At 59.9% G+C, this 12,723-nt stretch carries 12 protein-coding genes; 9 read left to right on the top strand and 3 right to left on the bottom strand.

All coding sequences use genetic code 11. The features are described 5' to 3' along the window. Positions 1–2: 2 nt before the first annotated feature. The 9 genes from ABGT66_RS01395 (at position 3) to citF (ending at position 8,321) form a co-directional block, all read left to right on the top strand. Positions 3–563 (top strand): HD domain-containing protein, encoded by a 561-nt coding sequence (locus tag ABGT66_RS01395; RefSeq protein ID WP_303148136.1) that lies wholly within the window; start codon positions 3–5, stop codon positions 561–563. A 34-nt stretch (positions 564–597) separates the two neighbouring features. Next, positions 598–1,878 carry an aconitase/3-isopropylmalate dehydratase large subunit family protein gene (locus ABGT66_RS01390; RefSeq protein ID WP_346688307.1) on the top strand — a complete coding sequence of 427 codons (1,281 nt, stop codon included), beginning with the start codon at positions 598–600 and terminating at the stop codon, positions 1,876–1,878. Positions 1,879–1,893: 15 nt separating this feature from the next. Beyond that, the gene (gene leuD / locus ABGT66_RS01385; RefSeq protein WP_346688305.1) at positions 1,894–2,421 is read left to right on the top strand and encodes a 3-isopropylmalate dehydratase small subunit; all 528 of its coding nucleotides are present in this window, start codon (positions 1,894–1,896) and stop codon (positions 2,419–2,421) included. Between the two features lie 26 nt (positions 2,422–2,447). Beyond that, the gene (locus ABGT66_RS01380) at positions 2,448–3,704 is read left to right on the top strand and encodes a 3-isopropylmalate dehydratase large subunit (protein WP_346688303.1); all 1,257 of its coding nucleotides are present in this window, start codon (positions 2,448–2,450) and stop codon (positions 3,702–3,704) included. A gap of 2 nt (positions 3,705–3,706) precedes the next feature. Continuing rightward, entirely contained in the window at positions 3,707–4,192 is a 486-nt protein-coding gene (locus ABGT66_RS01375; RefSeq protein WP_346688301.1) for a 3-isopropylmalate dehydratase small subunit, read from the top strand. 65 nt (positions 4,193–4,257) lie between these two features. After that, the gene (locus ABGT66_RS01370) at positions 4,258–5,529 is read left to right on the top strand and encodes an isocitrate/isopropylmalate family dehydrogenase (protein ID WP_346688299.1); all 1,272 of its coding nucleotides are present in this window, start codon (positions 4,258–4,260) and stop codon (positions 5,527–5,529) included. A 103-nt stretch (positions 5,530–5,632) separates the two neighbouring features. Further along, on the top strand, positions 5,633–5,896 hold the full coding sequence (gene citD / locus ABGT66_RS01365) for a citrate lyase acyl carrier protein (RefSeq protein ID WP_346688298.1): 264 nt from the start codon (positions 5,633–5,635) through the stop codon (positions 5,894–5,896). Continuing rightward, positions 5,897–6,760, top strand: coding sequence for an aldolase/citrate lyase family protein (locus ABGT66_RS01360; RefSeq protein ID WP_346688296.1), 864 nt, complete (start codon positions 5,897–5,899; stop codon positions 6,758–6,760). It begins immediately after the preceding gene. Between the two features lie 13 nt (positions 6,761–6,773). Further along, a complete protein-coding gene (gene citF / locus ABGT66_RS01355; protein WP_346688294.1) occupies positions 6,774–8,321 on the top strand; it encodes a citrate lyase subunit alpha in 1,548 nt (515 codons plus the stop codon). A 56-nt stretch (positions 8,322–8,377) separates the two neighbouring features. Here the strand turns inward: citF and ABGT66_RS01350 are convergent, their stop codons facing one another. The 3 genes from ABGT66_RS01350 to ABGT66_RS01340 all read right to left on the bottom strand — a co-directional run bounded on the left by ABGT66_RS01350 (position 8,378) and on the right by ABGT66_RS01340 (position 12,669). After that, complete coding sequence (locus tag ABGT66_RS01350; protein ID WP_346688293.1) at positions 8,378–9,772, bottom strand: ATP-binding protein; 1,395 nt, start codon at positions 9,770–9,772, stop codon at positions 8,378–8,380. 334 nt (positions 9,773–10,106) lie between these two features. Continuing rightward, positions 10,107–11,258, bottom strand: a complete 1,152-nt coding sequence (locus ABGT66_RS01345; RefSeq protein ID WP_294193724.1) for an ABC transporter substrate-binding protein — start codon at positions 11,256–11,258, stop codon at positions 10,107–10,109. Positions 11,259–11,526: 268 nt separating this feature from the next. After that, on the bottom strand, positions 11,527–12,669 hold the full coding sequence (locus ABGT66_RS01340) for a M20/M25/M40 family metallo-hydrolase (RefSeq protein WP_346688291.1): 1,143 nt from the start codon (positions 12,667–12,669) through the stop codon (positions 11,527–11,529). Positions 12,670–12,723: the final 54 nt, after the last annotated feature.

Below are 12,723 nucleotides of genomic sequence, written 5' to 3'. Positions count from 1 at the left end.
GCATGAAAGAGAAGATCAGGGAGTTGTTCCCCGAAATCGAATGGATTCACGACGAGGCCATGCGCGACAAGGTCGTCGCGGCTATCGAGGACGGACTGAGAAGCGGCGGCTGGGAGCCTGAGGATATGGACAAGATCCCGTTCACTCTCCTCATCCCGAACTGCCCGTTCAGCTACCTCGCGCACGTCCGCGGCGTTACGCGCATAGCGAAGCTCGCGATGGACGAGTTCAACGCCATCTACGCGGCGAAGGACGAAAAATTCCGCATGGACAACGATCTGCTCGTCGCGGGAGCTCTGCTGCACGACGTCGGCAAGCTCGTCGAGTACGAGAAGAACGGCGCGGGCGAGACTGTGAAATCGCGCTGCGGGAAGAACCTGCGTCACCCGTTCTCCGGCACGGTCATCGCGCTGCGCAACGGACTGCCTGACGAGGTGGGGCACATCATCGCGAACCACGCGCACGAGGGCGACGGCACGCTGCGCAGCCCCGAGGCGGTCGTGGTGAACAAGGCGGATTTCATCAATTTCGAGTCGATCAAGTCGTTCCTCGGTATGAAATAAGAATCTTCGCGGACTGCGAAAGGGGATAAACGCAATGGGCAAGACGTCGATAATGAAGATTATGGAGCGCGCCTCGGGCCATCCCGTGAAGGTCGGAGACCGCGTATGGTGCAGGATAGACTGGGCGACATGCCGCGACTTCGGCGGCGCGAACGTCGTGCTCCAGTTTGAGAAGGAGATGGGCAAGGATGCGAAGGTCTGGGATCCCGACAAGCTCGCTTTCACCTTCGACCTCCAGGCCCCCGCGCATTCCGAGAAGGTCGCGGCCAACCAGAAGATCATCCGCGAGTTCTGCAAACGGCAGGGCGTAACGCGCCTCTTCGACATAAACCACGGCATCGGGCAGCACGTCATGCTCGAAGCCGGAATGATAAAGCCCGGCGACGTCGTGCTCGGCACGGACAGCCACATGAACCTCTTGGGCGCGGTCGGAGCCTTCGCGACCGGCGTCGGCAACTCGGACATAGCCGCATCCTATATCGCGGGCATCAACTGGTTCCGCGTTCCCGAGACGATGAAGATCGAAGTTACGGGAAAGTTCAAAAAAGGCGTCTGCATGAGAGACCTGCTCACCAAGATAGTCGGCGACCTCGGAGCGGGCGGCATGGACTTCCTCGCGGTCGAGTTCACCGGAGACACGATCGAAAACGCGACGCTGGCCGAGCGCATCACGCTCTGCTCGATGGTCACCGAGATGAGCGGCAAGGTCCCGCTCATAATGCCGAACGGCGAAGTGCTCAAATGGCTCGCCGAGCGCGCAGGCCCGGAAGTCGAAACTCTCGCCAGGGAGCTTGCGGCCGACCCCGACGCCGAATATTGCCGCGTGCTGCATTACGACGTGAACGAGCTCGAACCGATGGCCTCATGTCCCGACGCTCCTGACAACGTGAAGCCCGTGCGCGAGATAGCGGGCACGCACGTCGACCAGGTTCATATCGGCTCCTGCTCGAACGGGCGCTACGAGGACATCAAGGCGGCGCACGACGTGCTCATGGCGGGCGGCGGCAAGGTCTGCCCGTCGGTGCGCACGATAATCACGCCCGCGACGACGGAGGTCCAGCTCCGCTGCGTCGAGGAGGGCATGGCGGCGGACTTCCTGCGCGCGGGCATAGTCTTCACGAACCCGACATGCTCGCTCTGCACCGCGGAGCACTACGGGGCTATGCCGTCGGGCGACGTCGGCTGTTCGACGACGAACCGCAACTTCATCGGCAAGGTCGGCAAGGGCAGCCACACCTACCTCATGAGCCCGATGACGGCGATGGCGACGGCGGTGCGCGGCTGCATCGCCGACCCGAGAGAGATATTGAAGTAGAGGAGGAAGAGCGTTATGGGCGAAATTTTGAAAGGCAGAGCGTGGGTCTTCGGCGACGACGTTGACACGGACCTCATCTATCACAATAAATATCTCGCGGAGACCGACCCGAAGAACATGCCGCAGTACGCCTTCGAATATTATCCCGGAAAGGAAAGCTTCGCGAAGGAGGTCAGGCCCGGAGACTTCGTCGTCGCGGGCAAGAACTTCGGCTGCGGCTCGAGCCGCGAGCACGCCGTCTACTGTCTCGAGTACGCGGGCGTCCCGTGCGTCCTCGCCGAGACGTGCAGCCGCATCTACTACAGGAACGCGATAAACAACGGCTATCCCGTGCTCTTCGTCAAGGGGCTCTCCGAGGCGATAAAGGCCGGAAAGATAAAGGACGGCGACGAGCTCGAGGTCGAGCTCTCGACCGGCACGATAAAGGACGTTACGAACGGCGAAACCTTCCACGGCGACGCCGTCAGTAACCTCGAAAACGACATAATGCAGGCGGGCGGCCTCATGAACTACATGAAGGCCAAGGTGGCGGCGGAGAAGTAAGCCGCGGACTGAAGGAGGATAAGCCTATGGGGAAGACATTCGCTGAAAAGGTTCTCGGCAGAGCCGCGGGCTACGAGGTCAGGGCGAACGAGGTCGTCACGGTCGAGCCGGACGTCTGCATGAGCCACGACAACGGCGGCCCGATATCGCGCGCTTTTAAGAAGATAGGCGTCGAGAAGGTCAAGTACCCCGAGCGCATCTGCTTCGTGCTCGACCACGCGATACCGGCACCGTCGAGCGCGCACGCGGTGAACCATAAGGAAGTGCGCGAGTTCGCGGCGGAGCAGGGCATTCCGCACCTCTACGACATAACGAGCGGCGGCGGCGTCTGCCATCAGAAAATCTGCGAAGAGGGCTACGCGCTCCCGGGCCTCGTGATGGTCGGCAGCGACAGCCACACCTGCACCTACGGCGCGTACGGGGCCTTCTCGACCGGCATCGGCCGCACGGAGATGGCGGCGGTCTGGGCGACGGGGAAAATCTGGTTCAAGGTGCCGGAGAGCATGAAGGTGACCGTCACGGGAAAATTCAACCCCGGCGTCTCAACGAAGGACTTCATCCTAAAGCTCATCGGCGACGTGAAGGCCGACGGCGCGGACTACATGAGCGTCGAGTTCCACGGGCAGGGCATCGCTGACATGAGCATAGCCGAGCGCATGACGATATGCAACATGGGCGTCGAGTTCGGCGCGAAGAACGCCGTCTGCAAGCCCGACCAGAAGGTGCTCGACGCGATAAAGGGCAAGGAAAAATATTCAAACTGGGAATGCGTCTGGGCCGACGACGACGCGGTCTACGCGAAGGAAGTCAGCTATGACTTGGGCGGCATCGTGCCCTGCGTCGCGAAGCCGCACACGGTAGACAACTGGGCCCCCGTCACGGAGGTCAAGGGGACGAAGATACACGAGGCATTCCTCGGCTCCTGCACCAACGGGCGCATCGAGGACCTGCGCCTCGCGGCGGGAATACTCAAAGGACACAAGGTCGCGGTGCGCACCGTCGTCATCCCCGCTTCGTGGATAGTCTACCGCCAGGCGATGCGCGAGGGAATTTTGGACACTCTGCTCGACGCGGGCTGCGTGATATGCAACCCGGGCTGCGGCCCCTGCATGGGCAACCACGAGGGAATCCTCGCGCCCGGCGAGACTGCGATAAGCACGGCGAACAGAAACTTCAAGGGACGCATGGGAGACAAAGAGAGCTTCATCTACCTCGCCAGCCCGATGACAGTCGCGGCTTCCGCGATAAGAGGCGAAATCACAGACCCGAGGGAGGCGCTATAGTTATGGGCAAAGTTTGGAAATACGGCGACGACGTAAACACCGACGTAATATTCCCCGGCAAATATACATATACGATAAAGGACCGCGCCGAGATGGCGGCGCACGCCTGCGAGGACCTCGACCCCGAGTTCACGAAAAACGCGCAGCCCGGCGACGTTATAGTCGCCGGCAAAAACTGGGGCTGCGGCTCCAGCCGCGAGCAGGCGGCTACATGCCTTAAAGAGCGCGGCATAAAGGCGATAGTCGCTAAGAGCTTCGCTCGCATCCACTACCGCAACTGCCTCAACGAAGGGCTCGCGACGATAGTCTGCCCCGAGGCCTGCGACGAGCTCAAAATGGGCGACGAGGCCGATGTCGACTTCGAGCGCGGCGTTATCATCGCAAACGGAAAAGAATACCCCTTCCCTCCCTATCCTGAATTCGTACAGGGACTCATAAACGACGGCGGGCTCATCCCGCACGTGAAGAAAGAACTGGGGCTGGCGTAAAAGCGGCGCGCGCCGCCGTCGCGTGCGGCGCGCTTACAAAAAGTAAAAGTACAGGAGGAACAGACATGGCAGAGAACATTATGAAGGTTAAGGCAAAGAAAGACCGCTACGACGTAACCTACATGGCGGGCGACGACTCCGGCTTCGACATGATGGAGGGCGCTCTGCTCGTCCTCGAATCCCTAGACCTGCCCATCAACTGGCGCCGCGCCGACCTCGGCTGGTGCATGTGGGAAAAGTCGAACAAGAAATTCGGCGAAGGCGACCCGCGCTGCAACACCGTTCCCCCGGAGACGATAAAATCTATTGAAGAGACCGACGCGACGATAATGGCCGCCATCACCTCGAAGGCCGGCGTCAAGGGCTTCAAGTCCGCGATACTCCAGATGCGCCAGCTCTTCGACCTCTACATCAACCTGCGCCCGGCAAAGACCCTGCCCGGCATCGGCACGCCGCTCGCGAAGAACCCCGACATCGACATCGTGATGTTCCGTGAGAACACCGAGGACCTCTACGCCGCCGTGGAATTCTTCCCGTTGCCCGAAGAGATGTTCTCCCTGCACAAGGGCATGGAGCGCTTCCGCGAGGGCAAGGGCGAGATAGCCGTCTCATGGCGCGTATTCTCCGAAGAGGGCTGCACGCGCATCATCCGCGCCGCCTTCGAGTACGCGAAGGCCACGGGCCGCAAGACAGTCCACTGCTGCAACAAGGCGAACGTCATCCGCCAGACCGACGGCATGATGAAGCGCATCTTCCTTGAAATCGCGAAGGAGTACGAGCAGTACGGCATCAAGGGAATCGAGGAAAACGCCGACGCGACCGCGATGTGGCTCATCAAGAACCCGCAGGACTACAGCGTAATCGTCGCCTCGAACGTCTTCGGCGACATCCTCTCCGACGAAGCCTCGCAGCTCACCGGCGGCCTCGGCTTCGCGCCCTCCGGCAACATCGGGCGCAACACGGCGCTCTTCGAGCCGTCGAGCGGCTCCGTGCCGAAGTACGCGCACCAGTACAAGGTCAACCCGAGCGCGATGATCCTCACCTGCAAAATGATGCTCGAATACCTCGGCCTCGACGAGGCGGCGCAGAAGATAGAAAAGGCGCTCGGCGAGGTCCTCGTCGAAAGCAGGCCCGGCACGCTCACCTACGACGTGCTGCGCGACTTCCGCGGAGACCCCGACTGGGAGAAGAACGCGGCCTCGACCATCGACATGGCCGCGGCGATAGCTCAGAAGATAAATCCGGAGTTCACCGGCGAAAAGCTCGAAGCGGCGAAGAAAAAAGTCCACGAGATGTGCGCGTGGGACGAAGCGTCGCTCGTAGGCTTCGATGACTAGCGTACAAAAGTACCGAGAATTAGAGTAGAATAAACGAAGCGGCGCGCCTTCCGTGAATCCGGGACGGGCGGGCCGCTTTTACATCGTAAGGAGGAATGGCGAAATGAAGACATCGCAGGCGGGGACGCTTGAATCGATGGACTGCCTCGTGACGCTCGAAGAAGCGCCAGGGGCCGGAGTGAAAATAGAAATCACGGGCGCGAGCGCCGCGCGCTTCAAAAGCGCGATGGAAAAGAAAATAAACGAAACGCTCGCGTCGCTCGGCGCGACGGACCTCGCCGTCACGGTGCAGGACAACGGCGCGCTCGACATAGTGCTCGGCGCGCGCGTCGAGGCCGCCTACAAAAGATTGAAGGGGGCGAAATAAATGCGCCGCACGATGCTCTACCTTCCCGGCAACAACCCGAACATGCTCACGCGCGGCTGGCTCTTCGGCTCCGACGGCGTGATACTCGACCTTGAAGACGCCGTCGCGATGTCCGAAAAGGACACCGCGCGCATCCTTGTGTCGAGATACCTCGAGCAGGGCGAATTCGGAAACTGCGAGGTGACCGTAAGAATCAACGGCGTCGACACCGAATACTGGCGCGAGGACCTCGCCGCGATAGTCCCGATGAAGCGCCTCGACGGCGTCCGCGCGCCGAAGGTTGACGGCCCCGAGACGGTAAAGATACTCGACGAGGAGCTCTCCATACTCGAAGACAAAAACGGCATCCCGCAGGGCAAGCTCAAGCTCTTCTGCCTGCTCGAGACCGCGAAGGGAATCTGGAACGCCTACGACATCGCGACCGCCTCTCCGCGCGTCGCCGCGATAATCCCCGGCGGCGAGGACCTTCGCGCCGACCTGCGCACCGAGCGCTCCGACAGCGGCACAGAGCTCGAATGGGCGCGCCGCATGCTCGTCTTTGCCGCGCGCGCCGCGGGCGTCGACCCGCTCGACACAGTCTACGCGCGCGTAACCGACGACGAAGGGCTGCGCCGCGAGGCGGAATTCATCAAGCAGCTCGGCTTCGCGGGAAAATCCGTAATCCACCCGAACCAGATAGCGATAGTCCACGACGTGTTCAACCCGACCGAAGCCGAAATAGCCAAGGCCCAGAAGATAATCGCGGCGGCCAAGGAAGCCGCGGCGCGCGGACAGGGAGCCGTCTCCGTCGACGGCAAAATGGTCGACGTCCCCGTAGTTAAGAGAGCGGAGTACACGCTCATCCGCGCGGGACTGCTCGCATAGGAGGTTTGCAGCAATGACCGTCAACGCAGTAAAACGCGAGATACCCGACTACATAGAGGGCTACGGCAAAGTCCGCCGCTTCGATGGAGCCTTCGCGAGAAAGCCCGAAGGCCGCATCGCCGGCGCGAAGCTCCGCTGCTTCAACAACGACCGCGCCAACAAGGTCGCGCCCTCGCTCAAGGACGCGATTCGCGCCAGCGGCCTCAAAAGCGGAATGACGATATCGTTCCACCACCATCTCAGAAACGGCGACTACGTAGTAAACATGGTGCTCGACGCCTGCGCCGAGCTCGGAATCAAAGATTTGACGCTCTTCCCGACGGCGCTCTTCGGTGTCCACAAAAAGGTCATCGACCACATAAAGAGCGGCGTCGTCACGAAAATCATGGGCTCCGTCAACGGCCCGATAGGCCAGCTCGTCTCCGAGGGCGGCATGGGCGTGCCCGTCGTCCTGCGCAGCCACGGCGGACGCCCGCGCGCCGTCATGGCGGGCGACGTACACATCGACGTCGCCTTCATCGCCGCGCCCACAGCCGACTGCTGCGGCAACATCTGCGGCACGATAGGCAAATCCGCCTGCGGCTCGCTCGGCTACGCCTACACCGACGCCGACTACGCCGACACCGTGATAGCCGTCACCGACAACCTCGTCGCCTACCCCGCCGCGCCCGTCTCCATACCGCAGACAAAGGCCGACATCGTCGTCGAAGTCCCGTCGATAGGCGACCCAGCCGGAATCGTATCAGGCACGACGAAAGTCACGCGCGACCCTCTGCGCCTGCTCATCTCAAAATACGCGGCCCAGCTCATAGAAGCGAGCCCGTACTTCAAAGACGGCATTTCGTTCCAGACCGGCGCCGGCGGAATCCCGCTCGCAGTCACCGCCTTCATGAAAGAGGCCATGATACGCAAAGGCATAAAAGGCGGCTTCGGCCTCGGAGGGATAACGGGCTACTTCGTCGAACTCCTCAAAGAAGGACTCGTTTCCAAACTTATGGACGTGCAGTCCTTCGACCTCGACGCCGTACGCTCGATAGCCGAGAACCCTAACCACATAGAGATCTCCGCAGACTGGTACGCCAACCCGTGGAACTGCGGCGCGGCGGTCAACATGCTCGACGTCGTCATACTCGGCGCGACCGAGGTCGACACAGACTTCAACGCGAACGTCAACACGGAAGCCGACGGCGCGCTGCTCCACGGCACAGGCGGACACCAGGACACCGCGGCCGGCGCGAAACTCACGATAATAGCGCAGCCGCTTCTTCGCGGACGCATCCCCTGCGTCACCGACAAAGTCTACAGCGTAACGACGCCCGGCGAAGTCATCGACGCCATCGTGACGGAATACGGCATAACGATAAATCCGCGCCGCAAAGACCTGCTCGACGCCGTCGGCGAAGTCAAGGGACTCCCGATAGTCCCGATGGACGAGCTCGCCGCGCGCGCCAGAAAAATGTCCGGCCCCACCGACCCAGTAGCCACCACCGACAGAATAGTAGGCGTAGTGGAATGGCGCGACGGCACCGTGATAGACGTCGTAAGACAGCTGAAAAAATAACGCCGCCAAATAAACGCAGCGTCACACAAAAGCGCCCCGAAAGGGGCGCTTTTGCCTTACTTCATTAAATCGTCCATCGAGAAGAGCATCAGGCGTTCGTCCGCGCGCGCCGCCTCCTTGACGGCGTCCGTGAAGCCGGACTTCGAGAAAAGCGCGCAGCGCGCGTTCTCGGAGCGTTCGCCGAACAGCGCGGCTTTGTCTTTCAGATTTTGCAGCATGCCGAGATCCAGCTTCTCATTCCTCCATTTGCATTCGCAGAAAATATAATCCTTTCCGTCGCTTGCCACAAGATCAATCTCGGCCTGCTTCCGCGTGCGCGGGTCGGTTCCCCACCATCGGCCTATGTCCGTGAAAAGAAACGGCAGACGCCCGACCGCGTTCTCCCGCAGCATAAAATCGCGGCAGACGGTCTCAAAGACGCGCCCCATATATACGCTCAAATCCGGCTGTACGCGAAGCCGCCACACCGCGCCGCCAGCGCCGGTCTCGATAAGCGTCCTGTTTTTCGCAACGTAACGGAACCAGAAACGGAACATAAAATCCGACAGCGCATAAATCGTTTTCCGCGAGCCGGATTTTTCTCCGAACGGAATTTCTTTGTGAAGAATCCCCAGCTCGCAGAGCGTGTTGATATACTTCAGACATTTCGCCGCCTCTTCCCCGGCTTTTGCGGCGATCTCACCCGAGCGCGACGCGCCCCCGGCTATCGCCTCTATCACGGCGTTGTATACGCCCGGCTCCTGCACCTCCTGCCGGAGAAGAAGCTGCGGCTCCTCATACAGGTAGCCCGTCGGTTTCAGAAACATATCCTCAATATTTTCTGCGAGCGTCTTATCCCGGTTCACCAGTCCCAGGTACATCGCGGTTCCGCCCGCGGCTCCGTAAAGCGTCAGCTTTTCCTCGTTTGAAAAGCCTGGCATAAACTCCGCGCTCGTCAGATAATCAAACGGCTTCATGTGCAACTGTCCCGTTCTGCGCCCGAAGAGCGGGCTCTTGGCGCTCAGCACCTCTTTTTCCATGAAGCCCATATAGCTCCCGCAGAGCACGATGAACAGCTTCCCGTCTTTAAGCGTGTGATCGACAAGGTGCTGAAGCACCGACAGCACGGACGGGCTGACAGCCGCAAGATAAGGGAATTCGTCGAAAACGAGGACGAGCCGCTCTGCGCTCTGGCGGCGGTGTATATAGAGCAGAGCCTTCTCCCAGCTTGCGAACGGCTCTAAATCTGTCTCGCCGTAATGGCTGAATACGCGCGCCGAAAATTTTTCGAGATTCAGCTTGTCGTTGCTCTGCTCGGCCGAATAAAAGATGCACGGCTTATCCTTGCAGAACTCGCGCAGGAAGGTCGTCTTGCCGACGCGCCTGCGCCCGTAAAGCACAAACAGCTGAAACCGGTCCTGCCGGTACAGCGCGTCAAATTCTGACAGCTCTCTCTCTCGTCCTATAAACACGCACGTTTCCCCCTTTGCAAACAATTAACTTTCACGTAAATTACTTATGCGTTAATTATGAAAAAAGGAGAAGAAAAAATCAAGCGTGCGGGCGCGCGGCGGGCAAAGCCGCGGCGGCATCTCAGAAAATGATGGGAATATAACGCGCAAATTTGTATGAATGAAACATAAGAATTTGTATGAATGGAGGATTGCGGCGAACTGCTGAAATCCAAAGCGGCGTATCTCCGTTATGGCGATTAACATAAAAATCACATCAGCCGCCGCAAGTCCCCGAACGTCACAAAAAAGCGCCCCTTTAGGGGCGCTTTTGCGTATCCATGAAAAGTTCCGCTTAATCGGGAATTACTTCCTTGTGGAAGACGGCCGTCAGATTTTCGTTGACTCTGAGGACGAAGCCCATTCTCTTGTACGGGTTGTGCGTCTTCGGGTCTATCGTCAGCGGTGATATCGCGAGCTGGAGGTCTTTGGTGTTTTCGAGGGCTTTGGCTATCGCGGTGCCGTCGGTCGAGCCGGCCTCGTCTATCGCGTAGCAGAGCCAGTCCATCGCGTCGTAGGCGAGCGAGACGTTGCCGAACTCCTGCGGCTCGTCCTTGTAGGTGTCTCTGTAGAGCTGGAATATCGGCTGGAGCGATGGCTTCGTGAGGTAGCCGGAGCCGAGGATGAAGTAGCAGCCTTCGATGGCGGGGCCCGCTATCTCTCCCATGAACTCGCCGTAGCCGTCGCCGCCGAGGATTGCGATGTCGCTCATGCCGAGCTCGCGGGCCTGCTTGATGATGAGCGCCATGTCCTTACCCATGCCGGGCATGAAGAGGACGTCGGGGTCTCTCGATTTGATCTTCGTTAGCTGGGCTCTGAAGTCGACGTCGTCGGGACGGTAGGATTCGTCGGCTATCACCATTCCGCCGTGCTCTTCGAAGTAGTTGATGAAATACTCGCGCAGCCCGTGGGCGTAGTCGGAGCCGACGTTGTAGATGACGGCGGCCGTTTTAGCTCCGAGATCCTTGAGCGCGAAGTCCGCGCCGAGGAATCCCTGGTACGGGTCGTCGAAGGTAAGGCGGAATGAGTACGGGCGGACGTTGCCCTTAGGGTCTACCGTCACGAGCGGGTTGGTGGTCGCAGTGCCTATCTGCGGTACCTTCGCCTCGTTGACGAGCGCCGCCGTCGCTATGTTGATGCCGCTCGTGTTCGAGCCGACTATCGCGACGACGTGGTCGCTCTCTATCATGCGCCGCACGGCGTTGACCGCGTCTTCGGGACGCGACTTCGAGTCGTAGACGACGAGCTCTATCGGACGCCCGAGGACGCCGCCTTCGTTGTTGCGCTTCGTAACGTACATCTGAGCGGACTGGACCTCCGCGACTCCGTAGGCTGCGTCGTTGCCGGTGAGCGCGGCGAGATAACCGATCTTAACAGGCTCAGCCGCGAAGGCCGAAGCCGCTGACAATAATCCAACAAGTACGCCGAGTATTAACGTTTTACGCACCGTCTGTTCCCTCCTAAACTTAAATTACGGAAATAATGATAGAATTATATTATATATTATATTATGCGTCAATTTTGTGAAAAGATAATAAAAGTATCTGTGCGTCGGGCGCTTAATGGGCGTTTTTGAGCCATATTTATGAACTTATATATTTATTAAGTTTATTACGTGAATTGTAATAATAAAGCGCACGCTTTATGTCGCGTGCGCTTCCGAAAAGCCGAGTGGTGAAAAGCGCGGAGGACACGTCCCTCCGCGCCGGGCTTCGTCAGGCGAGATAGCTGTGCGTGAAGCCGCGGTAGACGCGGCCTACGGCGTCGATGGAGGAGACGACGACGTATTCGTTTGCCTGGTGGTTGCCGTGGCCGTCCGCGCCGAACATTATGACGGGGATGCCGGCCTCGCCCGAGAGGCAGTTCGAGTCGCTGACGCTCGGCTCGATGGCGTAGGGCGGTACGCAGCCGAGCTCTTTTTTGCAGACCTCTTCGAAGAGCTTGAATTCCGCGCTCGTCTCGTCGACGCGGTAGGGCATGTAGAAGGGCTTCGACAGCTCGAAGGTGATGCTGCCCTGTATGTTCAGCCCGCGGACGGCTTCCTCGAGGTTGGCGAAAACCTCTTCCTTCGTCTCGCCAGGCACTAGCTGTTTGCTGATGAAGCAGTAACAGTCCTGCGGGACGGAGAGCGAGTAGTGGTCCGGGCCGCCCTTTATAGAGAACGGGACGTACTGCTGCGGCCCCATCTCGCCGTCGTCGCGCAGCGGGATCTTGTCTAGCACGGCGATGAGCTTTGCCAGTTCGACGACGGCGTTGATCCCCTCCTCCGGCCTCGCGCCGTGGCATGCCTTGCCCTTGGCTACGGCCTTGACGAGCATCTTGCCCGGGCCGCCGACGTATATCTGTCCGAAGCCCGGCTCAGTCATGACGGAGACGTCGGCCTTGACGCCGTGCTTTATGAGCGTGCGCGCGCCGACGGAATAGGCCTCTTCATCGGGGAGGAAGGCCATCGAGAGCACGCCGGAGAAAGCGTCGGGCCCCTTGCCGCCCATGTACTCGGCGAGCGCAAGCATCAGCGCTATTCCGGATTTCATGTCGCTCGAGCCGAGGCCGTAGAGCCGCTCCTCGCCGCCGACCGTTTTGAGGACCGCGGTGTGCGGGTCCGTGTCCCAGCCGCCGACCACCGGCACCGTGTCGATGTGCCCGGAGAAGAGCAGCGTCTTGCCCAGTCTGCCGCCGCGCATCTCGGCGTAGACGACGAAGCGTCCGTCGTCGGTCGGAATTTTCTCGGCGCGGAAGCCCGCGGCTTCCACAGTCCGATAACAATACTCCGCGACCTCGTTTTCGTTGCCCGAGGCCGACGGGATTGAAACAAGCTTTTTGAGGTGTTCCAGGGCGCGCATAGCAAATTCGTCCATTCTCAGACCTTCTTTCGTAAATAAGTAGAAGCGACAATGGTATTATATAATATA

Source organism: uncultured Cloacibacillus sp., from assembly GCF_963926575.1.
In the GTDB taxonomy this organism is placed as follows: domain Bacteria; phylum Synergistota; class Synergistia; order Synergistales; family Synergistaceae; genus Caccocola; species Caccocola faecigallinarum.
Note: the sequence above shows the minus strand (reverse complement) of the source record. Positions and strands in the feature narration are given on the sequence as shown.

Coding starts and splice junctions, on each gene's coding strand:
- ABGT66_RS01395 (WP_303148136.1), top strand. CDS start 3: ATGAAAGAGAAGATCAGGGAGTTGTTCCCCGAAATCGAATGGATTCAC.
- ABGT66_RS01390 (WP_346688307.1), top strand. CDS start 598: ATGGGCAAGACGTCGATAATGAAGATTATGGAGCGCGCCTCGGGCCAT.
- leuD (WP_346688305.1), top strand. CDS start 1,894: ATGGGCGAAATTTTGAAAGGCAGAGCGTGGGTCTTCGGCGACGACGTT.
- ABGT66_RS01380 (WP_346688303.1), top strand. CDS start 2,448: ATGGGGAAGACATTCGCTGAAAAGGTTCTCGGCAGAGCCGCGGGCTAC.
- ABGT66_RS01375 (WP_346688301.1), top strand. CDS start 3,707: ATGGGCAAAGTTTGGAAATACGGCGACGACGTAAACACCGACGTAATA.
- ABGT66_RS01370 (WP_346688299.1), top strand. CDS start 4,258: ATGGCAGAGAACATTATGAAGGTTAAGGCAAAGAAAGACCGCTACGAC.
- citD (WP_346688298.1), top strand. CDS start 5,633: ATGAAGACATCGCAGGCGGGGACGCTTGAATCGATGGACTGCCTCGTG.
- ABGT66_RS01360 (WP_346688296.1), top strand. CDS start 5,897: ATGCGCCGCACGATGCTCTACCTTCCCGGCAACAACCCGAACATGCTC.
- citF (WP_346688294.1), top strand. CDS start 6,774: ATGACCGTCAACGCAGTAAAACGCGAGATACCCGACTACATAGAGGGC.
- ABGT66_RS01340 (WP_346688291.1), bottom strand. CDS start 12,669: ATGGACGAATTTGCTATGCGCGCCCTGGAACACCTCAAAAAGCTTGTT.